Raw genomic sequence first — 23,448 nt, 5'->3', positions numbered from 1 at the left:
GAATGCCGCACGGAAGCGCCCGTCCCGCCCGCGGAGTGCGACCCCTCCCCCGTCATTCCGCTTCGTCGCCGAAGATCTCGCGGAGCTTGGCCTCACGCTCCGGGTCGAGGTTGCTGTGGAGCAGCTCGGCGCCGCCGCCGGGCAGCGACTCGCCGATGCGGCTGGGCACCTCGTCGAGGGTGAGCAGGAAGAGCGCCGATGTCCCGGGCGTCACCTTCTGCTTGACCTCGGCGATGAAGTCGTCGTCGATGCCCACGTCCGCGAGCCTTCCGCCCAGCGCCCCGGCCGCGGCCCCGATCGCAGCGCCCAGCAGCGGCATCAGGAAGATGAGGCCGAAGAGCATTCCCCAGAAGGTGCCGCTGAGCGCACCCGCGCCGACCAGGTTGATCAGTTGCTTGGTCTTCGGCTTGGAGCGCTCGGCCGGCCAGGTCACGACGGCGGCGTCCAGGATCTTGACCAGCCCCTCCTTCTGGAGGGCCTTCAGGGCGGTCTCCACGTTCTCCGCGCCCTCGGCCGTCCGGAACTTCCACACAGTGAGCGTGGACATCTCATGTACCTCCGGGAAAGCAGGGGAATAATTCGCCCATATTAGGATGAAAAGGTATGAATTGACTCGTCGAACGATCCGTCCCCCTCTCAGGGGCGGCTCCAGCACCGCGGACCCCGAACCCTCCGGGAGGGAACGATGGATACGGACGCCCTGACGCCCGGCCTGTTGCAGGAACTTCGCGCGACCAGGCCCTATCCGGCCCTGTCCCTGACGATGCCGACCCACCGCCGGGCACCGGACAACGCCCAGGACGCCGTACGGCTGCGGAACCTCGTGGCCGAGGCCGGCAACCGGCTCGACGCCGACCCCCGGGTCACCCACGAGGCCCGGACCGCGGTGAAGGCCCAACTCGACCGCGCGGTGGCCGAGGTGGACCAGCGCCGCGCCCTGGAGTCCCTCGTCATCCTCGCCGACACCGACGAGTACCAGATCTGGCAACTGCCGCGCACCGCACCCGAACGGGTGGTGCTGAGCGACAGCTACCTCACCCGCAACCTGGTCGCGGCGAAGGCCGGGGCGCAGCTCTTCTGGGTCCTGAGCCTGTCCGCGGAGCACGCCACACTGTTCTCGGGTACGAACGACGGCCTGCGTCCCGAGCCGAGGGACGGATTCCCGGCCACCGCCCCGCACGAGGAGCCCAACCCGCAGCGCGAGGAGCGGATCGGCGACACCCCGAGCACCTACAGCAGCGAGGACGCGCGCAACTTCATGCGCGCGGTCGACGAGAAGCTGCGCGGGGTCCTGGCCGCGGACCCGCGTCCACTGTTCCTGGTCGGCCTCGCACCCGCACTCTCGTTGCTGGACGAGGTGGGCGAGAGCGCCAAGCCGGCCGTCGGCAGGGTCGCGAAGGGGACGACCGCGGGCACGACCGCGCCCGAGCTGGCCAAGGAGCTGGAGCCGGCCCTCCGGGACTGGCGGAAGCAGGCTGCGGCCCGGATCCAGGACCGGCTCGACCAGGCACACAGCGGCCGCTCCTTCGCCGGCGGGCTCGACGAGGTGTGGCTGGCCGTACGGGAGGGCCGGGCAGGCCTGGTCGCCGTCGAGGAGCACTTCGAGCAGACGGTCAGGGTCACGGAGGGACACCTGGAGCCGGTGGGCGCGGACGCCACACCGGCCGGGGACCCACAGGTCCGTGAAGACATCGTCGACGAGCTCGTCGAGGCGGCGCTGGACAACGGCTGCGAGGTGGCGTTCGTCGCCGACGACTCCCTCGCGGACCACGGGAGGCTCGCTGCGGTTCTGCGTTTCTGACGGTGTGTCACTGCGCGAGAATGATATGAAGATTGTCTAGGTTCGGCGCTCCGAAGTCCATCACGCCGGTTTGATCCCACGGATCACGTCGCGCACGAAGGAGAGCCGTTCATGGACCGATTCAGGCGCGCGTCGGCAGCAGCCCTGTTGACGGCGGCGGTGCTGGCCGGCGCGGTGGGCGGGGCCGTGGCGTCGTCCGGTGTCCCCGCACCGCCGTCCGGGGAGCGCGCGCAGGACCCGGCCACTCGGCCGGCCCTCTCCGCGCACGCGACCGCGCGCGACGTCGCGGCCTGGGAGGAGTTCCGTATCCACGGCTCTGCCCGCAACATCCACGGCTCTGCCCGCAACGTCGGTTCCGGCACCCCTGTCACCCTGCAGCAGAAGCAGGGCGAGCGCTGGGTGACCCTGCCCGCCACGATGAGGACCGCCGACTCCGGCGAGTACAGCCTGCGGGTCAAGCTGGGCATGCGGGGCGACAACGCCCTCCGGATCGCCGGCGGCGGTGCCGTCTCGCCGGTCCTGCGCACCGTCGTGGGCTGATCCTTCACCGCACGCACTCCGGCCGGCCTGCTCCGTCGCAGGCCGGCCGGAGTGCGTCGCCCTTCAGCCCTCCCAGGTCCAGTCGGCCACCTCGGGCAGGTCCGTGCCGTGTTTCCTGATCCAGTCGTGGTGACGGGTGCGGACATCCGCCATCGCCTGCCGGACGGCGACGGCGCGGACGCCCAGACCGGGTACCCGGTCGACCACGTCCATGACCAGCCGGTAGCGGTCCAGGTCGTTGCGGACCACCATGTCGAACGGTGTGGTGGTGGTCCCCTCCTCCTTGTAGCCCCGGACGTGCAGCTGAGCGTGGCCCGCGCGCCGGTACGCGAGACGGTGCACCAGCCACGGATAGCCGTGGTAGGCGAAGATCACCGGTTTGTCCCGGGTGAAGAGGGAGTCGTACTCGGCGTCCGGCATCCCGTGCGGGTGCTCCTCGTGCGGGAGCAGCCGGGTCATGTCGACCACGTTCACCACGCGCACGGCGAGCTCCGGAAGGTGCCTCCGCAGCAGCCCGGCCGCGGCCATCGTCTCCAGTGTGGGTACGTCCCCGGCGCAGGCCAGCACGACGTCGGGCTCGCGGCTGCCGTCCTCCGTACCGGCCCATTCCCACACCCCGGCACCGCGGGCACAGTGCGCGCGGGCCTCGTCGAGGGTGAGCCAGTCGAAGCCGGGCTGCTTGCCGGCGACGATCACGTTGACGTAGTCGCGGCTTCGCAGCACGTGGTCGGCGGTGGACAGCAGTGTGTTCGCGTCCGGCGGCAGATAGACCCGGACCACCTCGGGACTCTTGTTGAGGATGTGGTCGACGAATCCGGGATCCTGGTGCGAGAAACCGTTGTGGTCCTGACGCCAGACATGGGAGGTGAGCAGGTAGTTCAGCGAGGCGACGGGCGCCCGCCAGTGCAGCCGTCGCGAGGTGCGCAGCCACTTGATGTGCTGGTTGACCATCGAGTCGACGATATGGGCGAAGGCCTCGTACGAGGAGAACAAGCCGTGCCGCCCGGTGAGGAGGTACCCCTCCAGCCAGCCCTGGCACAGGTGTTCCGACAGGACCTCCATGACCCGGCCGTCGCGGGCAAGGTGCTCGTCGGTCGGCAGGATCTCCGCCTGCCAGGCTTTGCCGGTGGCGCCGTAGAGCGCGCCCAGTCGGTTGGACTCGGTCTCGTCGGGACCCACCACCCGGAAGTCCCTGCGGCCGGCCGTGGCCGCCATGACGTCCTGGAGCAGCCCGCCCAGGACCCGGGTGGGCTCGTGCATGACGGTCCCCGGCTTGTCGACCCGCACCGCGTGGTCCTCCAGAGGAGGGAGCGGCAGATCCCGCAGCAGCAGACCGCCGTTGGCGTACGGCGTCGAGCCGAGCCGGGCGGTGCCCTCGGGGACACAGTCCAGGACCTGAGCGGTGGGCCTGCCCTCGGAGTCGAAGAGCTCCTGGGGCCGGTAGGAGCGCATCCACTCCTCGAGCTGGCGCAGATGGCCCGGGTCGTCCCGGACCCCGGGCAGCGGGACCTGGTGGGCTCGCCAGGTGTTCTCGACCGGCAGTCCGTCCACTTCCTCCGGCCCGGTCCAGCCCTTGGGCGTGCGCAGCACGATCATCGGCCAGCGGGGACGCGCGGATGCGCCCTCGGCGCGGGCCTTCCGCTGGTACTCCTCGATACGGTCCACGGCGAGGTCCATGGCGGCGGCCAGTGCGCGGTGCACCGCGGCGGGTTCGTCCCCCTCGACGTACACGGGATCGTGGCCGTAGCCACGCAGGAGCGCGTCGAGTTCGTCCTCCGGCAGCCGGGCGAGCACCGTCGGGTTCGCGATCTTGTATCCGTTGAGATGGAGGATCGGCAGGACGGCTCCGTCGTGCACGGGGTCGAGGAACTTGTTGGAGTGCCAGGACGCGGCCAGCGGCCCCGTCTCCGCCTCCCCGTCCCCGACGACGCAGGCGACCAGGAGATCGGGGTGGTCGAAGGCCGCGCCGTAGGCATGGGTGAGCGCGTACCCCAGCTCACCGCCCTCGTGGATGGAGCCGGGGGTCTCCGGGGCGATGTGGCTGGGCACACCGCCGGGGAAGGAGAACTGCTTGAACAGGGCTCCCATGCCGGCGCGATCGCGGCCGACGTCGGGGTAGGTCTCCGAATAGCTGCCCTCCAGCCAGGAGTTGGCGAGGACCGCGGGGCCGCCATGACCCGGTCCCCAGACGCAGAGGGTCTGCCTGTTCCGCGCCTTGACGACGCGGTTGAGGTGGGTGTGGACCAGATTCAGGCCGGGTGAGGTGCCCCAGTGGCCGAGCAGCCGCGGTTTGATGTGCTCGGACGCCAGCGGCTCCTCCAGGAGGGGGTTGTCCATCAGGTAGATCTGGCCTACCGCAAGGTAGTTGGCGGCACGCCAGTGCGCGTCGAGCGCGGCGACCTCGGTGTCGGACAGGGCGGATGCCCCGGACGGTGTTCGGGCGTCGGTCATGAAGCGTCTCCCAGGGGAACGGCTAGTGGGCGTCCGACTCGGGGCCGTACCAGACGGTGGTGGCGTTGCAGAACTCGCGGATGCCGTGTCCTGCCAGCTCCCGTCCGTAGCCGGAGCGCTTCACCCCGCCGAACGGCAGCGCGGGATGGGAGGCCGTCATGCCGTTGAAGAAGACTCCGCCGGCCTCCAGGTCGCGCGCACAGCGGCTCATCTCTCCCTGATCGCGCGTCCAGACGTTGGAGCTGAGTCCGAAGGGGGTGTCGTTGGCCAGTTCCACCGCCTCGTCCAGGTCCGCCACCCGGTAGAGCGTCGCCACCGGGCCGAAGGTCTCCTCGCGGTGGATGCGCATGCCCGGGCCGATCCCGGTGAGCACGGTCGGCTCGTAGAACCAGCCACGGTCCAGACCCTCCGGCCGCCCTCCGCCGCACAGCGCCGTGGCGCCCTTGCCCAGTGCGTCCTCGACGAGCTCCTCCAGGTCGGTGCGGCCCTGTTCGCTGGAGAGCGGACCCACGTCCGTGGACTCCTCGAGCGGATCGCCGACGGTCAGGGCCCGCATCCCCGTGGTGAACCGCTCGGCGAACTCCTCGTACACGTCCGTGTGGACGATGAAGCGCTTGGCGGCGATGCAGGACTGGCCGTTGTTCTGGACGCGGGCGGTCACCGCGGTCTCGGCGGCCTTCTGGACGTCCGCGGACGGCAGGACGAGGTAGGGGTCGCTGCCGCCGAGCTCCAGTACGGTCTTCTTCACCTCGTCGCCCGCGACGGAGGCGACCGCGCGGCCGGCCGGTTCGCTGCCGGTGAGCGTCGCCGCGGCGACCCTCGGGTCACGCAGGATCGCCTCGACGGCTCCCGAGCCGATGAGAAGCGTCTGGAAGCAGCCCGCGGGAAAGCCGGCCCTGGTGAAGAGGTCCTCGATGTACAGGGCGGTCTGCGGCACGTTCGAGGCGTGCTTGAGCAGACCGGTGTTGCCCGCCATGAGCGCGGGTGCGGCGAAGCGCATGACCTGCCAGAGGGGGAAGTTCCACGGCATCACGGCGAGCACGACGCCCAGCGGCCGGTAGTGCACCCGGGCGCGGGAGGCACCGGAGTCCTTGACGTCCGCGTCATCGGGGTGTTCGTCGGCGAGCAGGCGTTCGGCGTTGGCCGCGTACCAGCGCATCGCCTTGGCGCATTTGGCGGCCTCGGCACGGGCGGCCTTGACCGGCTTGCCCATCTCGGTGGTCATGGTGCGGGCGATGTCCTGCTGATCCTCGTCGAGGAGATCGGCCGCCCGGTTCAGCAGGCGGGCGCGCTCCGCGAAGTCCGTGGTGCGGTGGCTGCGGAACGCGCGGTGGGCGGCGGCGAGCCTGCGCTCGGTCTCCTGGTCGTCCAGTGCGTCGAATGTCCTGAGCGTCTCGCCGTTCGCGGGATTGACCGTCGCGATGGGCATGGCAGTGCCTCCTTGCGTTGTTCTCCGACCGTGCCGCGCCACGCCGCAGCGCGCAACGCGGTCCTCACGCACACGTACCCGGCCGGCGCGGATCATGCGTGCTCCGGGCACACCGTCCGCGCCGGCCGGGCCGGCACCGGGCTGTTCGTCACACGAGTTCGGACACCGGGCTGCCCAGGGACGTACGGCCGCCGGGGCGGGGCGTACCCGGAAGCAGTCCGACGGTGCACGGCGTCTCCGCGTAGCGCGTGAACCACACGACCTTGCCGCCGGCGGTCCGGCAGGTGCCCCAGCTGTCGCTCAGCGCCATGACGCGGCTGAGGCCGCCGCCACCGCCGTCGAGCAGCCGGGGCATCCGGGAATCGTCGTCGGCCACGGACACCGTCAGGTGCCGGCCGGTCCAGCGGAGCTCCACGACACACCGGGCGTCGTCGCCGACGTGTCGCCGGACGTTCGTCAGGAGCTCCTCCGCGGCCCGGCACACCGGCCGGACGTGCAGGTCGAGACTCCAGTGACGAAGGTGTGCGGCGACTATGCGCCGCAGCTGGGAAACGCGCTCTGCCGACACCTGCAGTTCGACCAGACAGTGCCGGTCGAGTGGAACGGTCATCGTCGAGGCTCCTCATCGCGAGGCTCACGTGCTTCACCCCGTTCGAACCAACGACCCCCGAACACGAAGCGTGAGCAGTAATCACTTCTGGGTCACTCATCAGAGTGACCCGAGGGGGCCGGTTGCGCAACCGAAGAGGCTGGGCACCGGAGGTCACGGCAGGTAGGGCAGGAGCTTGTCCGGGGTGAGGGGGAGTTCGCGCAGCCGGGCACCGGTGGCATGCCTGACGGCGTTCCCGATCGCGGCTGCGGTTCCGACGATCCCGATCTCCCCGATGCCCTTGCTGCCCATGGGGTTGAGGTGCGGGTCGTCCTCGTCGATCCAGTGTGCCTGGATGTCCAGGACGTCCGCACATGACGGCACGTGGTAGGAGGCGAGGTCGCTCTCGGTGAAGTCGCCGAACGCCGGGTCCATGGTGCTGCCCTCGGTGAGCGCCATGCCGAGGCCCATGACCATGCCTCCGATGAACTGCGACCGCGCCGTACGGGAGTTGAGGATGCGGCCGGCCGCGTACACGCCGAGCAGCCTGCGCACTCGCACCTCGCCGGTGAGCGAGTCGACCGCCACCTCGGCGAAGTGGGCGCCGAAGGCGTGCCGTGCGTACGGGGACTCCTCCGCCGCCTCCTCTTCGGTGTCGGCGGTGACGGTGATGCCCTCCGGCGGCACGGTGCCGCCTTCGCCGAGCCGGCGTACCAGGGCGGTGGCGGCCTTGTGCACCGCCGTCCCCCAGGACGCCGTGCCGGAGGACCCGCCGGCGACGGAACCGGCGGGCAGGTCGCTGCTGCCGATGTCGATCGTGACGTTCTCCTGCGCCGTGCCCAGCGCCGCGGCGGCGATCTGGGCCAGTACGGTGCGCGCGCCGGTACCGATGTCCGTGGCGTTCACCCGGACGGTGTAAGAGCCGTCCTGCGCGGCGTGCGCGGACGCTGCCGAGGGCGAGAGCAGGACCGGGTAGGTCGCCGAGGCGACCCCCGTGCCCAGCAGCCAGGGCCCCTCCTCCCGGGCGGCGGGCTGCGGGTCGCGGCCGTGCCAGCCGAAGCGCCGGGCTCCCTCGGTCAGACAGGCCGCGAGGTTCCGGCTGCTGAACGGACGCCCGCTGTCGGGTTCGGCCGACGGTTCGTTGCGAAGCCGCAGCTCGACCGGATCGACACCCAGGGCGCACGCCAGTTCGTCCATGGCCGACTCCAGGGCGTACATGCCCGAGGCCTCCCCCGGTGCGCGCATCCAGGAGGGGCTGGGGACGTCCAGCGCCGCCACCCGGTGAGCGGTGCGGCTGTGCGGAGAGGCGTACATGACCCGGGCGGGCACGGCTGCCTGCTCGACGAACTCCTTGACCCGGGAGGTGTGCGTGGCGACTTCGTGGGAGACGGCCCGGAGCACCCCGTTGCGGTCGGCGCCGAGACGGACCCGCTGCACGGTGGGGGCGCGGTGCCCCACAAGGGCGGCCATGTGCCGGCGGTGCACCACGACCTGGACCGGGCGCCCGGTGTGGCGGGAGGCCATGGCGGCGAGCACCACCTGGGGGCGCGGTGTGCCCTTCGAGCCGAAGCCGCCGCCCACGTGCCGCGAGAGGACGGTGATCTGGCTCCCGTCGAGCCCGAAGGCCTTCGAAAGGGTGTCGCGCACGGTCGTGGACCCCTGGCTGGAGTCGTGGACGGTCAGGTGCCCTTCCGTCCACCGGGCGGTGGACGCGTGCGGTTCCATCGGGTGGTTGTGCAGCCCGCCCATGGTGTACGTGGCGTCGATGGTGACGGGCGCGGCGGCGAGAGCCGCCTCCGCGTCACCGCGTTCCCTGACGGCGGGGAAGCCACCGTTCGCCTCCTCGGGGGTGTAGAGGCGCGGGTGGTCCGCGGTGAGGACGACGTCGTGATCGGCGGTCTCGTAGTCGACGTGGAGGGCCTCGGCACCGGCTCGGGCGGCTTCCAGGGTTTCGGCGACGACCAGGGCCACGGGCCATCCCCGGTGCGGGATCCGGGCGTTCTGGAGTACGGCCAGAATCGGGTCGTCCGTCTCCCCCAGGCTCGGTGCGTTCTCATGGGTCAGCACGGTGTGCACGTCCGGCACGGCGAGCGCGTCGGCGGTGCGGATCGCGGTGACACGCCCGCTCGTCACGGTGGCGGGCACGATCCAGCCGTACAGGCGGTCGGGTGCGTTGTGTTCAGCGGCGTAGCGCGCGGTGCCGGTGACCTTCTCCCGGCCCTCGCGGCGGACGACGGGCGCGCCCAGCGGCTGGGGGGCGTGGCTCATGGCGAAGTCCTCGGTTCTAGGGGGCGGACGGTTCAGCCGGCCCGGGCGGTCAGCTCTTTCAGGGCGCCCACGGTCAGCCTGCGGGCGAGGGTCACCTTGAAGCCGTTGTCGCGCAGGGGCCGGGCCGCGGCGAGTTCCGCGTCCGCCGCACGTGCGAAGGTTTCCTCGGTCGCGGGCGCTCCGCGCAGCACGTCCTCTGCGGCGCGGGCCCGCCAGGGACGGTGCGCGAGCCCCCCGAAGGCGAGCGAGGCCTGCTGGACACGGCCGTCACGCACGGTCAGGACGGCGGCGACGGACGCCAGCGCGAAGGCGTACGAGGCACGGTCGCGGGCCTTCCGGTAGAGGGACGCGGAGCCCCCGGGGGCCGGTGGCAGGACCACCTCCGTGATCAGCTCGCCCGGCCGGAGGACGGTGTCCCGGCCGGGGTCGTCGCCAGGCAGTCTGTGCAACTCGGTGACCGGCACGGCCCGTTCGCCCTCGGGCCCGTGCAGATGAACGGTGGCGTCGAGTGCCGCGAGGGCGACGGCCATGTCCGACGGATGGGTGGCGACGCAGTCCTCGGAGTGGCCGAGGACCGCCAGGTCGCGGTGAACGCCCTCGCGCGCCGGGCATCCGGTGCCGGGGGTCCGCTTGTTGCAGGGCTTGGAGGTGTCCTGGAAGTAGGGACACCGGGTCCGCTGGAGAAGGTTCCCGCCGGTGGTCGCGGCGTTGCGGAGCTGCCCGGAGGCGCCGGCGAGCAGTGCCTGCGACAGGACGGGGTAACGGTCGCGCACGGCCCGGTGGGCGGCGAGGTCGCTGTTGCGCACGGTGGCACCGATCCGGAGACCGCCCTCGTCCGTCGCGGTGACCTGGTCCAGCGGGAGTCCGCTGACGTCGATGAGCAGGCCGGGCGATTCCACGCCGAGCTTCATCAGGTCGACGAGGTTGGTGCCGCCGCCGAGGAACCTGGCGTCCGGGCGTTCCGCGTTCATACGGACCGCTTCGGCCACGGAGTCGGGGCGCTGATAGGCGAAGGGCTTCACGGGGCCACGTCCTCGATCGCTTCGACAATGCGGGGGTAGGCGCCGCACCGGCAGAGGTTGCCGCTCATGCGTTCGCGGATCTCGTCCGGGCCGAGCGCCACCGGTCCGTCGTCGGCCAGGGCTTCCTGCGGGGTGGCATGGGAGGGAAAGCCGTCTGCGGACTCGGCGATCATTCCGACGGCGGAGCAGATCTGTCCCGGGGTGCAGTAGCCGCACTGGAGGGCGTCCCGCTCCAGGAAGGCCTCCTGGAGCGGGTGCAGGCGGTCGCCCTCGGCGAGCCCTTCGACCGTGGTGATGCGGCTGCCCTGCTGCGCGACGGCCAGGAGCAGGCAGCTGTTCGCGCGGCGGCCGTCGACGAGCACCGTGCACGCGCCGCACTGGCCGTGGTCGCAGCCCTTCTTGGCGCCGGTGAGCCCGAGGTGTTCCCGAAGGGCGTCCAGCACGGTGGTCCGGTGGTCGAGGGTCAGGGTCTGCGCGGTTCCGTTGATGTGGAGGGTGAAGGTCGAGCGGTCGTCGGCGGGCGTCAGCCGGCCGGCGTCCCTCTCGTCCTTCGCGGGGGTGGTGTCCATGTACGCGTACGCCTTCCGGAACTCGGTTCACGCGGGGGTGCTCAGGCGGCGTCGCGGCTCTCCAGCCGCAACCGGACCTCCTGTTCCTGGTCCCCGGAGGCCGTGCCCACGATCTTGACCGCGAAGCTGTCCTCCAGGCGCCGGCGGAGCCGGTCGACCGCCCAGTAACCGCCCTGAGCCTCGACGGTCACCGGCCCGGAGAGCTGTGCCGGTTCCGCTCCGTCGCGGATCTCGGAGACGTCGACCGTCGCCGTCCACACGATCGGGCGGGTCGTCGAGGTCTCCTCGGGGTCGTCACCCGCCGAACGGTCGGAGACGAAGGAACGGCGCAGTACGTCGAAGACGGTCCGAGCGTCCTGAGCCGGGCATCCGGTCATCTCGACGACGACGTCGCCGCTCTCCTGGTGGTCCTGCGTCCGTACGTCCGGGTTGTTCACTGTGCTTCCTTTCACTGGGAGCGTGTGGTGCGTCGTTCCACGGCCTCGCGCTGCGGGCCGACGGTGTGGGCGGGGTCCTGGGCCGAGGCGATCCCTGCGGCGAAGACCCCGAAGCGGGTACAGGCGGAGCCCGCCAACAGGGCGAGCCCCGCGCCTGCCGCCGCGATGCGGCTGCGGTGCCCGAGGAGGAGGGCGCCCACCGTCCCGGCCGCGGTGAGTGCGCGGGCGGCACGCATCAGCCTTCCGGCCCGGCCCTCCCGATAGGTGACCGCGACGGTGCCCAGGCGCCTTTCGGCGGCCCTGAGTGCGGCACCGTCCGCGACGGCCGCCAGCGCGGCGGCGTACCGGGCGGGGGCGTTCTCGTGCACAGGGCCTGCCACCAATGCCATTCCTGCTGCGGCGCCGGTGGCGGACGCCCCGAAGAGGTAGGGGAGTTCGCGGTGCGCGCCGTGCCACGCGGGTACGGCCGTGTCGGCGGCCAGGACCGCGGTGTAGGTCGCCAGCACCGGGCCGAGCAGCGCTGCGGCCGCCGTCGCCGCCGCGCCGGCCTTCGGCAGCCGGCCGGTGACGGCGGTGAGCGCCGCCGCTCCTGCGGCGGGGCCGTAGGCGGAGAGCAGCCAGGAGCCCATGCTCATCGGCGAGGTCGGTTTGAAGACGCGCAGCATGTTGGGGAAGCGCGACGGTCTGCCCAGGTCGTGGACGAGGGCTGCGGCGGACAGTCCGACTGCCGTCAGTGAGGACACCTTCAGCGCCGTCGCGGTGGCGGTGCGTCCGGTGAGGTGCGCGCCGGCCGCGAGGACGGACCCGGCGCCGGCCAGCCCGCCGAGGAAGAAGTAGCCGGCGATGTCCCGGGCCGACCAGGAGGGCGCCTTGATGACCGGGCGGCCGTAGTAGGAGTCGGACCGGGCGACGGCCGCCGGTGTGCTGGACGTGTGCGAGGTCATCGGCGGCCCTTCCGTCGGGCGAGTGCGGGAAGCGCGAAGGACAGTGCCGCGGTACCGGCCAGCGACAGCGCGGCCGTCCCCGCGTGGCGCCACATGGCGGGCAGGTCCCGGGTGGTGACGACCGGGTCCGGAGGCAGCCCGTACACCTCGGGTTCGTCGAGGAGGAGGAAGAACGCGCCGTCGCCGCCCACCCCGTTGTCCGGCTCGTGGCCGTAGAGCCGTGCGTCGGTGACTCCGGCCTCGTGCAGTTGCTCCACCCGCAGCGCGGCGCGCTCCCGCAGTTCGTCGAGCGGACCGAACTGGATGGACTCGGTGGGACATGCCTTGGCGCATGCGGGTTCCTGCCCGGCGCCGAGACGGTCGTAGCACATGGTGCACTTGAACGCGCGCCCGTCCGTGGGGCGTTGCTCGATCACCCCGTACGGACAGGCGGGAACGCAGACGCCGCAGCCGTTGCAGATGTCCTCCTGGACGACGACCGTTCCGAACTCCGTGCGGAAGAGCGATCCGGTGGGGCAGACGTCGAGGCAGGCGGCGTGGGTGCAGTGCTTGCACACGTCGGACGACATCAGCCAGCGCATGCCCGGTGCTTCCGCCCGGCTCCCCGCCCCGGCGGCGTCCGGCTCGACGAGCGGCAGCGTGGTGCGCCCGGACGGCACCGGCTGTTCGACGAAGGCGACGTGCCGCCACGTGGAGGCGCCGAGTCCGCCGGTGTTGTCGTACGACATGCCGGTGAGCGTCAGTCCGTCCTCGGGGATGGCGTTCCACTCCTTGCAGGCGACCTCGCAGGCCTTGCAGCCGATGCAGACGGAGGTGTCGGTGAAGAACCCGACACGCGGCGGGGCGTTCTCGTGACCCGCGTCCCGTGCCGGGTCGTGCTCGGGTCCACTGAACAGGTTGTCCGTCACGTCGTCTCCCGCGTCCCTGTCGTCTCCGTGATCCCCGCCCGGCTGCGGTACTCCGCGACCATCGCGGGCAGGGCGGGGCCCCTGGGCCGGCGTCCGGGCCGGATGTCGGCGGTGAGCGCCTTGTCCTCCTGGATCAGGCCGTTGGGATCGAGCACGATCGCGACCAGTTCGTTGGCGGCGTCGCCGGTGGCGATGCCGTTGGGTCCCCAGTGGAAGGGCAGCCCGATCTGGTGCACGGTCCGGCCGTGCACGGTGAGCGGGGTGATCCGGCCGGTCACCATCACTCTGGCCTCCACGGCGTTGCGGGCCGTGACGATCGTGGCCCAGCCGCCGTGTTCCAGTCCGCGCTCGGCGGCGAGCTGCGGCGACACCTCGCAGAAGAACTCGGGCTGCAGTTCCGACAGATACGGCGACCAGCGGCTCATCCCGCCCGCCGTGAAGTGCTCGGTGAGGCGGTGGGTGGTGACGATGTACGGGTAGACGTCCGCGCCCGGCTCGTCGCCGCTCGGGTGGTAGCGGTTGCCCTCACGCCGGTGGAGCAGCCGCACCGGCGAGCGGGAGCGTGAGGGGTACAGCGCGTTCCTGAACGGCGAGTCCTGCGGCTCGTAGTGCGTGGGCAGCGGGCCGTCCTCGAGGCCTGCCGGGGCGTACAGCCAGCCCTTGCCGTCGGCCTGCATGATGAACGGGTCGTCCCCGCGCAGCGCGTCGGGCCCGGTGGCACCGGGCGGTGGCTCGTAATCGGGCGCACGGTCGGGTACGAAGTCCGGGACGTCGTGGCCCGTCCACCTCCGCTCCGCCGCGTCCCACCAGACGTACGCCTTCCGGGTGCTCCAGGGTGTTCCGTCGGGGGCTGCGGAGGCACGGTTGTAGAGGATGCGGCGGTTGGCGGGCCAGGCCCAGCCCCACTCGGCGGCGACCCAGTCCTGCTCGGTGTGCGGCTTGCGGCGGGCGGCCTGGTTGACGCCGTCCGCGTACACACCGCAGTAGATCCAGCACCCGCACCGGGTCGAGCCGTCATCCTTGAGCTCGGTGTAGGCGGCCAGCGGCGCGCCGTCGGGGCCGTGACCGTTGATCTCCGACAGGACCGAGGCCGCGACGGGCTCCCTCAGCGGCCCTTCCACGGGGTAGTCCCAGGTGAGGTCCTGCGGGGCCCGGTCCATCGGGTCGCCGGAGGCCGCGAGACGCTCCTTGATGCGGCGGCCGAGGTGGTAGGTGAACCAGAGGTCGCTGCGCGCGTCCCCGTCGGGTTCGACCGCCGCGTGGTGCCACTGCAGCCAGCGGTTGGTGTTGGTGAAGGATCCGGATTTCTCTGTGTGCGACGCGGCCGGGAAGAAGAAGACCTCGGTACCGATCTCCTCCGTCCTCATTTCGCCGGTTTCGGTCTCCGGGCCGTCCTTCCACCAGGTCGCGGACTCGATGAGCGAGAAGTCGCGGACCACCAGCCATTGGAGTCGCGCCATGCCGAGCCGCTGCAGCCGAGCGTTGGCGGAGCCGACGGCCGGGTTCTCCCCCATGAGGAAGTAGCCCTCGCACTCACCGTCGAGCTGGGCCATGACCGTCTCGTAGGTGCCGTGCGAACCGGTGAGGCGGGGCAGGTGGTCGAAGCAGAAGTCGTTCTCGGCCGTCGCCGCGGTTCCGTAGTAGGCCTTCAGCAGGCTGACGACGTAGGCACGCATGTTGCCCCAGAAGCCCTTCTCCGTACGGCTCGCCCGGATGAAGGCGTCCAGGTCCTCGTGGGCGTGGGCGTGCGGCATCGGGAGGTAGCCGGGCAGCAGGTTGAAGAGGGTCGGGATGTCGCTGGAGCCCTGGATGGAGGCGTGACCACGCAGTGCCTGGATGCCGCCGCCGGGCCGCCCGATGTTGCCCAGGAGCAACTGGAGGACGCTCGCGGCACGGATGCACTGGGAACCGGTGGAGTGCTGGGTCCACCCCACCGCGTAGGCGAAGGCACTCGTGCGGTCGGGCCCGGAGTTGGAGGTCAGGGCGTCGCAGACCTCCAGGAACGCCTCGCGCCCGATCCCGCAGATCCTCTCGACCATCTCGGGGGTGTAGCGGGCGTAGTGCCGCCTGAGGATCTGGTAGACGCACCGGGGGTCCCGCAGTGTCTCGTCGCGCGGGGGCCACGGCGCCGCCTGGGGGCCGCCGGACCCGTGGGCCTCGGACTCGGCTGCCTCGTGGACGCGCCTGTGGTCCTCGGCGTCCCCGGTCCTGCGCTCGTACCGCTCGTCGACGTCCCCCGAAGGGGCCTGGACGTCGGTGCCGCGGTACTGCCAGGTCTCGGCGTCGTAGTGGCGGCGCTCCTCGTCCAGGCCGGAGAACACCCCGTCGAGGTCCTCGGTGTCCCGGAAGTCGTCGCCGACCAGGGTGGCCGCGTTGGTGTAGTTGAGGACGTACTCCCGGAAGTCCTTCTCCTCGGTGAGTACGTGGTTGATGACGCCGCCGAGGAACGCGATGTCGCTCCCGGCGCGGATGGGCACGAAAAGATCGGACAGTGCGCTCGTGCGGGTGAAGCGCGGGTCCACATGGATGATCCGGGCGCCACGCGCCTTCGCCTCCATCACCCACTGGAAGCCGACCGGGTGGGCCTCGGCGAAGTTCGACCCCTGGATGACGATGCAGTCCGAGTGCTGGAGGTCCTGCATGAAGGTGGTGGCCCCGCCCCGGCCGAACGAGGTGCCGAGGCCGGCGACGGTCGAGCTGTGGCAGACCCGCGCCTGGTTCTCCACCTGCACGATGCCGAGGCCCGTGAAGAGCTTCTTGATCAGATAGTTCTCTTCGTTGTCCAGGGTGGCGCCGCCGAGGCTGGCGATGCCCAGGGTGCGTGCCGTACGGAGCCCTTGGTGCTCCCACTGCCAGGTTCTGCGCCGGGTCTCGACGACGCGGTCCGCGACCATGTCCATCGCCGTCTCCAGGTCCAGCGGCTCCCAGTCGGTGCCGTACGGGCGCCTGTACAGCACCTGGTGACGGCGGGCGGGTCCGGTGGTGAGCTGGAGTGTCGCGGAACCCTTGGGGCACAGCCTGCCGCGGCTGACCGGCGAGTCCGGGTCGCCCTCGATCTGGACGACCCGGTCGTCCTTGACGTAGACCTCCTGGCCGCAGCCGACCGCGCAGTACGGGCAGACGGACTTGACCACGCGGTCAGCCGTGGACGTCCGGGGCCGCGACGCTTCCGTCGTCCGCGACACCACGGCCCGCCCTCTGCCCAGTGGATCACCGTCGGTCAGCTGCCGGTACACGGGCCAGCGGCCGAGCGGATTGCCTGCTCCCATCGCGTTTCCTCCAGCCGTCCGGGGACTCACTCCAGGCTCACCCCACGGCACCGTGTCGGCGACACGAGCGACGGCCCGGAGGTGCGGGGCCGCGAAAGATCTCGTACCCGGTGTGAGGCGGGGAAACGTGCTGTCTCCGAAGACCGCCTACAGTTCGCGCAGCGCCGGCAGCAGCGTGCTCCGCGCCCAGTCGATGAAGGGCCGCTGCCGGGCCCCGCCGATCTGGACGAGCGCGACCTCGGTGAAGCCCGCTTCGGCGTAGGGCCGGACGGCCTCGACGAAGGCCTCGACGTCCGAGCCGCAGGGAATCGATCCGGCGATGTCGTCCGTGCGGACGAACTGCGTCCCCTGGTCGAACGCGGAGGGGCCCGGCAGCTCCGAGTTGACCTTCCAGCCGCCGAGCGACCAGCGGAACTGGTCGTGGGCGCGGGCGATCGCGGCGTCCCGGTCGGTGTCGTAGCAGACGGGGACCTGTCCCACGCGGGGCTTCCCGGCCCCGCCGTGCCGGTCGAACTCGCTCAGCAGTTCGCTCTTGGGTTCGGTGGCGATGACCAGGTCGCCCAGCGTGCCGGCGAGTTCGCAGGACCGCTTCCCCGAGACGGCGATGCCGATGGGGACGCGCCGGTCGGGCAGGTCCCACAGCTTGGCGTTCTCCACGTCGAAGTGGGTGCCGTGGTGGTTGACGTAGCCCCCGTCGAAGAGGGCCCGGATGATGTGTACGGCCTCCTCGAGCATCTCGAGGCGGACATGGGCCGAAGGCCAGCCCGCACCCACGACGTGCTCGTTGAGGTTCTCGCCGGAGCCGAGGCCCAGCCTGAAACGGCCCTCGGCGAGCAGTTGGAGCGTCGCCGCCTTCTGCGCGACGACTGCCGGGTGGTAGCGGGTGGTCGGGCAGGTCACGTAGGTCATCAGCGGGATCCTGGACGTGGCCTGCGCGGCGGCTCCCAGAACCGACCACGCATACGGCGCGTGTCCCTGGGAAGCCAACCAGGGGAAGTAGTGATCGGAGATGACGGAGAAGTCGAAGCCGGCCTGTTCCGCCGCGACCACGTCCTCGACGAGGGCGAGGGGGCCTGCCTGCTCAGTCATCATCGTGTAGCCGATTTGAACCATATGAAACACATTTACCGTGACATCGCCATAAAACATGAATTCATGTCAATGGCTGTCTGTGATCGATTCCCCGGGGTATGCGCCAAGCATGGACGTAACGAACGGAGCATGGGAATCGCTCGCCAGCACCGGCGGCGCCGACGGGCCGGGAGCAGTAGGCGTGATCATCGGCATCGTCGGCCTGTTCGTGGTGCTTCTGCTGATCGGGGGCTTCTGGTTCGGGATGAGGCGCCGCGACAAGGAGTCACGGCCCCCGCGTCCCGACGAGCAGCCGCGGCGTCCGGATCACCGGACGGAGATCCAGGAGAGCGGGCAGCACGGCGCGGACCGCTTCCCCGAGAACGGCCACGCCCTCACCCCGTACGAGCTCAGCGACCGCGGTAACGAGGTGATCCCGCCGCCGGAGGACGAGCACCGGCGTGACTGACACACGAGCGCGCCGGCCACCGGCCGGCGGGGCGCAGACGTCCGGGCCCGCCACGGAGCGGGCCCGGACGTCTCTGCCTGGGACCGTCGCACTTCACCGTCGATCGGAGGAACAGGAACATGAAACCGGGGGGCATATGAACCAGCCGGAGTCGGACCGCAAGACCCGCGTCACCGTCCTGGTCGCGCTCGCCGCCAACCTCGTCATCGCAGCGGCCAAGGGGGTGGGGGGACTCCTCTCGGGCTCCCCGGCCCTTCTGTCCGAGGCCGCGCACTCCGTGGCGGACAGCGTGAACGAGGTCTTCCTGCTGGCCGCGCTCAAGCGCAGCCGCCGCCCTCCCGATGCCCGTCACCCTTTCGGGTACGGCAAGGAGCGCTACTTCTGGTCGCTGCTCGCGGCCGTCGGGATCTTCGTCGTGGGGGGCTGCTTCTCGTTCTACCAAGGCGTCGAGGCGCTGGGCCGCGACGAGCAGGAGTCACCCGACGGATACACGGTGGGCCTGATCGTCCTCGCGGTCGCCCTGATCGCGGAGGGCGGCTCGCTCGTCCGCGCACTGATCCAGCTCCGCGGGGAGGAGGGCGCCGCCCGCGACCCGGCGCTGAGGACCGTGATCGCCGAGGACAGCACGGCCGTGCTGGGTGTGCTGCTGGCCATGGCGGGGATGGTGCTGCACCTCGTCACCGGGGACGTCGTGTGGGAGGCGTCCGCCTCTCTGGGCATCGGCCTGCTCCTGGTCTACGTCGCCTTCCGGCTGGGCAGGGACGCCCGCGACCGGCTGATCGGGGAGTCCGCCGACCTCGGGCTGCGCCGGGGCGTCGAGGACTACCTCACGTCCCAGGCCGAGATCGACAACGTCGCCGCCCTGTTCACCATGGGCCTCGGTCTCGACTCGGTGCTGGTGGCGGCCAGGGTCGATCTGGCCCCCGGTATCGACAGCGAGGACGTCGAGCGGGTCGCGGTCCGCATCAAGCGGTCGATCGCCCGGACCTGGCCGGAGGCCGAGCACGTCTTCCTCGACATCACGAACGCGCCGCCCCGGGGCGGGGTGTGATCGCTGCCGCCGCGTGTTGCGGGAGTCGCCGAAGCACATGAGGCTGGTCCTGGCCCCGCGGCACCGAAGAAGTCATGCCGCAGAACCGATAAGGCAGTGGGACCATGACTCCTAGCGACCCGCGGACCGCGCCGGAACCGGCAGTCCTGAGCGGCGCGAGTGCCCCGTGCTGGGTCCACCTGGTGACCCGCGACCTGGAGGACGCCAAGCGCTTCTACGGCGCCGTACTCGGCTGGACGTTCCGCCCCGGGCCGCTCGGCAAGGACTTCCTCATGGCGCGCTCCGACGGTGAGCCGGTGGCGGGCATCGGCGCGGTCGCGTCGGCCTACCACGTGGGTGTGGCCTGGATGCCCTACTTCTCGGTCCGCGACGCCGGTGTCGTCTCGGGCCGCATCCGGGAACGCAGCGGCACCGTGGCCGTGGGCCCGCTGACCGTGGGGCAGGGGCGCGCGGTCCTGGCCGCCGACCGGGACGGCGCGTCCTTCGGCCTCTGGGAGTGGACGGGGCGTGCGGCCACCCTCGCCCCGTCCGGGAACCGCGCACACGCCTGGCTGCGGCTGCGCACCAGGGACGCCTTCGACGCCGCGATCTTCTACGGCGAGGTCCTCGGCTGGGAGAGCGGGGAGCCCGGCGGCTGCGACGTGGCGTACGTGAAGGAAGAGGTGCTCGTACGCTGCAACGGACGCCCGCTGGCCCGGATCAGCTCCGGTGCCGTGGAGTCGGCTCCCGACCCGCAGGTGCGCCCTCACTGGCAGGTGCAGTTCCCGGTGGCCGATGTGGGTACGACGGTCCTCGCCGCCGAGCGGAACGGAGGGACCCTCATGGAGCGGCGCGCCGTCCAGCACGGCAGCGAGGCGACGCTGCGGGACCTGGACGGCGGGCTCTTCACCGTGACGGACGTACGCAGCCCGGCGGACGTGGACGACGACTGACGGGTCAGGAACGCGGCCCGGAGTCCCCGGCGTCCGGGGACTCTCCCCCGTCGGCCGGCCGCCGGCCGTTGTCCCGGGCGATGGCCCACAGGGGGAACACGAACCAGCAGACGAGGAACCACAGGGCCATCCCGCCCACCAGCCACAGGGCCACCACGTTGTGCAGCGCCACCCGCAGTATGAGCAGCAGCGTGCTGCACATCGTGCAGAAGAGCAGGCCGAGTCCCATCTTCGTCACGCGTGAGGCCCAGATGACCGTCTGAGGCTTCAGCCGGCGGCCGGTGAGCAGCCGGTGGTACGAGACAGGCCCTATCAGGGCGGCCGCGGTCGCCGATCCCAGCATGACGGTCACGACGTAGATGTTCCGGTCGACCGTGGAGAGATCGGTGAACCGGGGCTGGAAGACCACCGCGAGCAGGAAGCCGAACAGGATCTGGACGCCGGTCTGGGCCACCCGGAGTTCTTGGAGCAGCTCGCCCCACTGCCGGTCCGCCCGCTCCTCCTCGGTCTCCTGCCGTCCGCTGCGCGTGTTCCTCCCCGCCTTGTCTCTCCCGTTCTCACCACTGCCCGCCGGTACCTGTGCCATGGATGCCTCCCCCACCTCGTAGAGGTGGTTCTGGTGCCCCGCGAAGCCGTTGTGAATCCTGCATCACGCGTTCCCGGCCGGCCGGACAGCCACGGGAGAGAGCGTGCCTGCCACGCCTTCCATGGTGGCAGCCACCGGCCGATCCACCACACCGACCGCGGGAGGCCGCGAACCGACGCCCGCTCGGGGCCAGGACCTCGACGCACCGTGACAACTCACTTAGGATCGTCGTACGGCATCGCGCGTCGGTCACCGTCCGGGTGAGGCGTGGAGGTAGCCCGTGAGATGCCTGTTGGAGGCATTCCACAGTGTCAGTCGAGTTGAATCACACCATCGTTCACAGCCGGGACAACCGCGAATCGGCCGAGTTCCTGGCGAACATCCTGGGCCTCACCGTCGGAACCGAGTGGGGACCGTTCATCCCGGTGGTTCTCGCGAACGGCGTCACGCTGGACTTCGCGGCGATTCCCGCGGAATCGATCACCGTGCAGCACTACGCGTTCCTCATCTCCGAGGCGGAGTTCGACACGGCCTTCGACCGCATCAAGGCGCAGGGGATCACGTACTACGCCGATCCCCACCGGAAGCATCCCGGCGAGATCAATCGCAACGACGGCGGACGCGGGGTGTACTTCCCCGATCCCAGCGGTCACGGGATGGAACTCATCACCCGTCCTTACGGCGGCTGGGCGTAGCGGTCTCCGTCCCGGGCACGTACGGGCGGCCCGGCCGCGATCAGGGATCCGGCCGGGCCGTCCGGCTCAGGGACCGACGTCGACGCCGAGCACCAGATCGGGCCGGTCCCACATCACCGCGGGCGGGCGGGCCACCACGGTGCCGGTGCGTTCGGCGCCCATGCTGCGGTAGAAGCCCTCGGCCGGCGGGTGCGCGACCACACGCACGTGGGCCAGGCCTGCCCGGCGCGCCTCCTCCCGAAGGTGACCGATGAGGAGCCGGCCGATGCCCCGCCCCTGGGCGTGGTCGGCCACGAACATCAGGTCGAGCTCCGGCGGGGACAGCAGCAACGCGTAGAAGCCGAGCACCCGGCCTTCGGCGTCCACGGCCACGTGGACGCCGTGCGCCTCGATGTAGTCCGGGCCGATCTTGTACCCCGCGACCATGGGTGCGTAGGGGCCCTCGTAGGCGCGTGACGCGGTCACCAGACGGGTGAGCCGCTTGGCGTCGCGCGCGACGGCCCGCCTGATCCGGACCTCGCCGACCCGGTCCGTACCGCTCGATCTCATGGGGCGAGTATCACGCACTCCGGGTACGCCGTGCGCGCCTGCTCCCTCAGCCACCGCGCCGCTCGGCGTGCCACTCCCACACGACCGCGTCGATGTCGAACGGCTCGAGGTTCAGCGGCGGGCCCTCCGGCGGCCTGGCGAGCGCCTGGCGGATGCTCTCGTTCATCTCGGTGAGAATGCGCCGGACCTCGGCCTCCGACCGTGCGCGGGACGCCTCCTGCCGGGCGTCCTCGGCCGCTTTCCGCAGCATCAGTGAGGGCGGGAGCGCCGACAGACCCTCACGCTCCATCTTCGCCTTGATCCACCACATCGCGTCGTAGGGCCTCCCGAGCCCGGGAATCGGCTTGCCGGCGCCCGGCAGGTCGGCGAACGCGCCTCGTTCCTCGGCCTCGCGGATCTGCCGGTCCACCCATGTCTCGAAGCTGACCCCTGCCGGTTTGCGCTCGGTCACCGCGTGCTCCTCTCGCGACTCGTTTCGGACGACGCCGCGATCGGCCGGGCACGTCCGGGTCGACGCGTCCCAGGTTACCGGGAGCATCGACGCATGAACGGTGTCCAGTGGGTAACACGGCTGATGCGCACCGCCCGGCCGCTTACACCGAGCCGGGCCCGAAACGGAAGGGGTTGACGAGAGTGGACCAGCACGAGGCACCGAGCGCGAGGCGACGGGAGCGTCGGGCATGACGACCGTGGTGATCATCGTTGCCGTCGTCCTCGTGGCGGCGCTCGCCTTCTTCCTCATCCGCGGCCGTAGGACCGGCGGGCGGGGACTCCAGCGGCGCTTCGGACCCGAGTACGACCGGACGGTCGCCCGTCATGACGGCGACACCAAAGCGGCCGAGCACGAGCTCTCCGAGCGGGTGAGGCTCCACGGCTCCCTGTCGGAGCGGCCCCTGCGGCCGGAGGCCCGCGAGGCGTACGCCCGCCGCTGGGCCGAGGTGCAGGAGCAGTTCATCGACTCCCCCAGGGACGCGATCGTCGAAGCCGACGCACTTCTGGCGCAGCTGGCCCGTGACCGGGGCTTCCCGGACGGCCACAGCTTCCAGGAGCAGACGGACGCTCTCTCGGTCCATCACGCCGAGCAGGTCGACGGCTACCGCAGGGTGCACACAGCCGTGCGCGGCCAGGGCGGCACGGAGGAGATGCGGAAGGCCCTGATCGAGTCGAGGGCGCTCTTCGACGTGCTTCTCGCGGACGCACCCGATGAGCCGGCCAGGACGGACCGGCACGAGACGAAGGGCAGTGCAGCAGCATGACCAACCGCACCGAGCACACGACAGAGCCCGTATTCACACAGCCCCGGCACGACGGCGCCCAAGGGCCCGCAGCCGGGACGGCGCAGGGCAGGACCCCGGCTGCCGCACCCGGAACGGCGCCCGGCATGACCCCGGCTGCCGCACCCGGGCCGGCGCCCGGCGACAGCAAGGGCCTCGGGCCGAAGAGCGGAGGCCCCGGCGATCTCAGCGCCCCGCCCGCACCGCGGACGGCTCCCGCCGTGCCGGCCGCCGAGCGGACCGGCCACCACGAGGCCTCCGGCAGCAGCCGGCCCCTGATCTCGCGGGACGACCGGGACGCGTTGTCGCTTCGTATGCAGCAGGCGGTCACCGACTTCGTCGAGAGCCCTCACCGGGCGGTCGAGTCGGCCGACAGCACGTTCGACCAGATCGTCTCGGCCCTGACCGAGGCCCTCGCGGAACGCAGGCACGTCCTGCGCGCGAGCTGGCAGGAGCAGGACACCGATGCCCAGACCGAGGAGCTGCGCGTAGCGCTTCAGCGCTACCGCGACATCAGCGAACAGCTGTTGAAGATCTAGGGTCTTTCGTTGGAGGCCCCAGGCGGCGCAGCCGCCGCACGCCGGCCCGGTGCCA

At 71.2% G+C, this 23,448-nt stretch carries 23 protein-coding genes; 8 read left to right on the top strand and 15 right to left on the bottom strand.

Annotated elements, in window-relative coordinates:
• Positions 1 to 52 precede the first annotated feature (52 nt).
• Positions 53 to 547, bottom strand: coding sequence for a DUF1269 domain-containing protein (locus OO67_RS29920; protein WP_033304878.1), 495 nt, complete (start codon positions 545 to 547; stop codon positions 53 to 55).
• A 138-nt stretch (positions 548 to 685) separates the two neighbouring features.
• On the opposite strand from OO67_RS29920, the gene OO67_RS29915 reads away from it, so the two are divergent.
• Together OO67_RS29915 and OO67_RS29910 are read left to right on the top strand one after the other, a co-directional pair.
• Positions 686 to 1,801 carry a baeRF3 domain-containing protein gene (locus tag OO67_RS29915; RefSeq protein WP_033304877.1) on the top strand — a complete coding sequence of 372 codons (1,116 nt, stop codon included), beginning with the start codon at positions 686 to 688 and terminating at the stop codon, positions 1,799 to 1,801.
• 111 nt (positions 1,802 to 1,912) lie between these two features.
• Positions 1,913 to 2,341 carry a hypothetical protein gene (locus OO67_RS29910; RefSeq protein WP_033304876.1) on the top strand — a complete coding sequence of 143 codons (429 nt, stop codon included), beginning with the start codon at positions 1,913 to 1,915 and terminating at the stop codon, positions 2,339 to 2,341.
• Between the two features lie 63 nt (positions 2,342 to 2,404).
• Here the strand turns inward: OO67_RS29910 and OO67_RS29905 are convergent, their stop codons facing one another.
• From OO67_RS29905 to OO67_RS29855, 11 genes are all read right to left on the bottom strand, one after another.
• Positions 2,405 to 4,792 carry a phosphoketolase family protein gene (locus tag OO67_RS29905; RefSeq protein ID WP_033304875.1) on the bottom strand — a complete coding sequence of 796 codons (2,388 nt, stop codon included), beginning with the start codon at positions 4,790 to 4,792 and terminating at the stop codon, positions 2,405 to 2,407.
• Between the two features lie 22 nt (positions 4,793 to 4,814).
• Positions 4,815 to 6,221 carry an NADP-dependent succinic semialdehyde dehydrogenase gene (locus OO67_RS29900; RefSeq protein ID WP_033304874.1) on the bottom strand — a complete coding sequence of 469 codons (1,407 nt, stop codon included), beginning with the start codon at positions 6,219 to 6,221 and terminating at the stop codon, positions 4,815 to 4,817.
• A 148-nt stretch (positions 6,222 to 6,369) separates the two neighbouring features.
• A complete protein-coding gene (locus OO67_RS29895; protein WP_033304873.1) occupies positions 6,370 to 6,831 on the bottom strand; it encodes an ATP-binding protein in 462 nt (153 codons plus the stop codon).
• A 153-nt stretch (positions 6,832 to 6,984) separates the two neighbouring features.
• Entirely contained in the window at positions 6,985 to 9,078 is a 2,094-nt protein-coding gene (locus OO67_RS29890) for a xanthine dehydrogenase family protein molybdopterin-binding subunit (protein WP_033304872.1), read from the bottom strand.
• Between the two features lie 32 nt (positions 9,079 to 9,110).
• Entirely contained in the window at positions 9,111 to 10,100 is a 990-nt protein-coding gene (locus tag OO67_RS29885; RefSeq protein ID WP_033304871.1) for an FAD binding domain-containing protein, read from the bottom strand.
• The gene (locus OO67_RS29880) at positions 10,097 to 10,669 is read right to left on the bottom strand and encodes a 2Fe-2S iron-sulfur cluster-binding protein (protein ID WP_033304870.1); all 573 of its coding nucleotides are present in this window, start codon (positions 10,667 to 10,669) and stop codon (positions 10,097 to 10,099) included. The genes OO67_RS29885 and OO67_RS29880 overlap by 4 nt, the downstream gene beginning before the upstream one ends.
• Before the next feature lie 41 nt (positions 10,670 to 10,710).
• Complete coding sequence (locus OO67_RS29875; RefSeq protein ID WP_244300353.1) at positions 10,711 to 11,046, bottom strand: hypothetical protein; 336 nt, start codon at positions 11,044 to 11,046, stop codon at positions 10,711 to 10,713.
• A 71-nt stretch (positions 11,047 to 11,117) separates the two neighbouring features.
• Complete coding sequence (nrfD, locus tag OO67_RS29870) at positions 11,118 to 12,050, bottom strand: NrfD/PsrC family molybdoenzyme membrane anchor subunit (protein ID WP_033304868.1); 933 nt, start codon at positions 12,048 to 12,050, stop codon at positions 11,118 to 11,120.
• On the bottom strand, positions 12,047 to 12,958 hold the full coding sequence (locus OO67_RS29865; RefSeq protein WP_033304867.1) for a 4Fe-4S dicluster domain-containing protein: 912 nt from the start codon (positions 12,956 to 12,958) through the stop codon (positions 12,047 to 12,049). Before OO67_RS29865 ends, nrfD begins: the two co-directional genes overlap by 4 nt.
• Positions 12,955 to 16,227, bottom strand: coding sequence for a formate dehydrogenase (fdh, locus tag OO67_RS29860; protein WP_033304866.1), 3,273 nt, complete (start codon positions 16,225 to 16,227; stop codon positions 12,955 to 12,957). The genes OO67_RS29865 and fdh overlap by 4 nt, the downstream gene beginning before the upstream one ends.
• A 147-nt stretch (positions 16,228 to 16,374) precedes the next feature.
• The gene (locus tag OO67_RS29855) at positions 16,375 to 17,340 is read right to left on the bottom strand and encodes an LLM class F420-dependent oxidoreductase (protein WP_033304865.1); all 966 of its coding nucleotides are present in this window, start codon (positions 17,338 to 17,340) and stop codon (positions 16,375 to 16,377) included.
• A gap of 88 nt (positions 17,341 to 17,428) precedes the next feature.
• Here OO67_RS29855 and OO67_RS29850 point away from each other — a divergent pair, with 88 nt between their 5' ends.
• The 3 genes from OO67_RS29850 to OO67_RS29840 all read left to right on the top strand — a co-directional run bounded on the left by OO67_RS29850 (position 17,429) and on the right by OO67_RS29840 (position 19,750).
• The gene (locus OO67_RS29850; protein WP_033304864.1) at positions 17,429 to 17,767 is read left to right on the top strand and encodes a DUF6479 family protein; all 339 of its coding nucleotides are present in this window, start codon (positions 17,429 to 17,431) and stop codon (positions 17,765 to 17,767) included.
• Between the two features lie 136 nt (positions 17,768 to 17,903).
• On the top strand, positions 17,904 to 18,818 hold the full coding sequence (locus tag OO67_RS29845; RefSeq protein ID WP_033304863.1) for a cation diffusion facilitator family transporter: 915 nt from the start codon (positions 17,904 to 17,906) through the stop codon (positions 18,816 to 18,818).
• 104 nt (positions 18,819 to 18,922) lie between these two features.
• On the top strand, positions 18,923 to 19,750 hold the full coding sequence (locus tag OO67_RS29840; protein ID WP_033304862.1) for a VOC family protein: 828 nt from the start codon (positions 18,923 to 18,925) through the stop codon (positions 19,748 to 19,750).
• Positions 19,751 to 19,754: 4 nt separating this feature from the next.
• On the opposite strand, the gene OO67_RS29835 is transcribed toward OO67_RS29840, so the two are convergent.
• Entirely contained in the window at positions 19,755 to 20,336 is a 582-nt protein-coding gene (locus tag OO67_RS29835) for a DUF6328 family protein (RefSeq protein WP_033304861.1), read from the bottom strand.
• 308 nt (positions 20,337 to 20,644) lie between these two features.
• On the opposite strand from OO67_RS29835, the gene OO67_RS29830 reads away from it, so the two are divergent.
• Positions 20,645 to 21,031, top strand: a complete 387-nt coding sequence (locus tag OO67_RS29830) for a VOC family protein (RefSeq protein WP_033304860.1) — start codon at positions 20,645 to 20,647, stop codon at positions 21,029 to 21,031.
• Between the two features lie 66 nt (positions 21,032 to 21,097).
• Here OO67_RS29830 and OO67_RS29825 read toward each other — a convergent pair whose 3' ends face one another.
• Together OO67_RS29825 and OO67_RS29820 are read right to left on the bottom strand one after the other, a co-directional pair.
• Complete coding sequence (locus OO67_RS29825) at positions 21,098 to 21,580, bottom strand: GNAT family N-acetyltransferase (RefSeq protein WP_033304859.1); 483 nt, start codon at positions 21,578 to 21,580, stop codon at positions 21,098 to 21,100.
• A gap of 46 nt (positions 21,581 to 21,626) precedes the next feature.
• Entirely contained in the window at positions 21,627 to 22,031 is a 405-nt protein-coding gene (locus tag OO67_RS29820) for a DnaJ family domain-containing protein (RefSeq protein ID WP_033304858.1), read from the bottom strand.
• A 229-nt stretch (positions 22,032 to 22,260) separates the two neighbouring features.
• Between OO67_RS29820 and OO67_RS29815 the strand changes: the two genes are divergently transcribed.
• Complete coding sequence (locus tag OO67_RS29815; RefSeq protein ID WP_033304857.1) at positions 22,261 to 22,836, top strand: hypothetical protein; 576 nt, start codon at positions 22,261 to 22,263, stop codon at positions 22,834 to 22,836.
• Entirely contained in the window at positions 22,833 to 23,393 is a 561-nt protein-coding gene (locus OO67_RS29810) for a hypothetical protein (RefSeq protein ID WP_033304856.1), read from the top strand. Before OO67_RS29815 ends, OO67_RS29810 begins: the two co-directional genes overlap by 4 nt.
• Positions 23,394 to 23,448: the final 55 nt, after the last annotated feature.

The organism is Streptomyces atroolivaceus, from assembly GCF_000717025.1.
Classification (GTDB): Bacteria; Actinomycetota; Actinomycetes; order Streptomycetales; family Streptomycetaceae; genus Streptomyces; species Streptomyces atroolivaceus.
This window is presented reverse-complemented; position numbering and strand designations above follow the sequence as displayed.

Excerpts from the sequence above, each read along its gene's own strand:
- OO67_RS29900 (WP_033304874.1), bottom strand. The coding sequence starts at position 6,221 with ATGCCCATCGCGACGGTCAATCCCGCGAACGGCGAGACGCTCAGGACA.
- OO67_RS29810 (WP_033304856.1), top strand. The coding sequence starts at position 22,833 with ATGACCAACCGCACCGAGCACACGACAGAGCCCGTATTCACACAGCCC.
- OO67_RS29855 (WP_033304865.1), bottom strand. The coding sequence starts at position 17,340 with ATGGTTCAAATCGGCTACACGATGATGACTGAGCAGGCAGGCCCCCTC.
- OO67_RS29920 (WP_033304878.1), bottom strand. The coding sequence starts at position 547 with ATGTCCACGCTCACTGTGTGGAAGTTCCGGACGGCCGAGGGCGCGGAG.
- OO67_RS29890 (WP_033304872.1), bottom strand. The coding sequence starts at position 9,078 with ATGAGCCACGCCCCCCAGCCGCTGGGCGCGCCCGTCGTCCGCCGCGAG.
- fdh (WP_033304866.1), bottom strand. The coding sequence starts at position 16,227 with ATGGGAGCAGGCAATCCGCTCGGCCGCTGGCCCGTGTACCGGCAGCTG.
- OO67_RS29915 (WP_033304877.1), top strand. The coding sequence starts at position 686 with ATGGATACGGACGCCCTGACGCCCGGCCTGTTGCAGGAACTTCGCGCG.
- nrfD (WP_033304868.1), bottom strand. The coding sequence starts at position 12,050 with ATGACCTCGCACACGTCCAGCACACCGGCGGCCGTCGCCCGGTCCGAC.
- OO67_RS29905 (WP_033304875.1), bottom strand. The coding sequence starts at position 4,792 with ATGACCGACGCCCGAACACCGTCCGGGGCATCCGCCCTGTCCGACACC.
- OO67_RS29835 (WP_033304861.1), bottom strand. The coding sequence starts at position 20,336 with ATGGCACAGGTACCGGCGGGCAGTGGTGAGAACGGGAGAGACAAGGCG.
- OO67_RS29815 (WP_033304857.1), top strand. The coding sequence starts at position 22,261 with ATGACGACCGTGGTGATCATCGTTGCCGTCGTCCTCGTGGCGGCGCTC.
- OO67_RS29875 (WP_244300353.1), bottom strand. The coding sequence starts at position 11,046 with ATGACCGGATGCCCGGCTCAGGACGCTCGGACCGTCTTCGACGTACTG.
- OO67_RS29825 (WP_033304859.1), bottom strand. The coding sequence starts at position 21,580 with ATGAGATCGAGCGGTACGGACCGGGTCGGCGAGGTCCGGATCAGGCGG.
- OO67_RS29895 (WP_033304873.1), bottom strand. The coding sequence starts at position 6,831 with ATGACCGTTCCACTCGACCGGCACTGTCTGGTCGAACTGCAGGTGTCG.
- OO67_RS29910 (WP_033304876.1), top strand. The coding sequence starts at position 1,913 with ATGGACCGATTCAGGCGCGCGTCGGCAGCAGCCCTGTTGACGGCGGCG.
- OO67_RS29840 (WP_033304862.1), top strand. The coding sequence starts at position 18,923 with ATGACTCCTAGCGACCCGCGGACCGCGCCGGAACCGGCAGTCCTGAGC.
- OO67_RS29850 (WP_033304864.1), top strand. The coding sequence starts at position 17,429 with ATGGACGTAACGAACGGAGCATGGGAATCGCTCGCCAGCACCGGCGGC.
- OO67_RS29845 (WP_033304863.1), top strand. The coding sequence starts at position 17,904 with ATGAACCAGCCGGAGTCGGACCGCAAGACCCGCGTCACCGTCCTGGTC.
- OO67_RS29880 (WP_033304870.1), bottom strand. The coding sequence starts at position 10,669 with ATGGACACCACCCCCGCGAAGGACGAGAGGGACGCCGGCCGGCTGACG.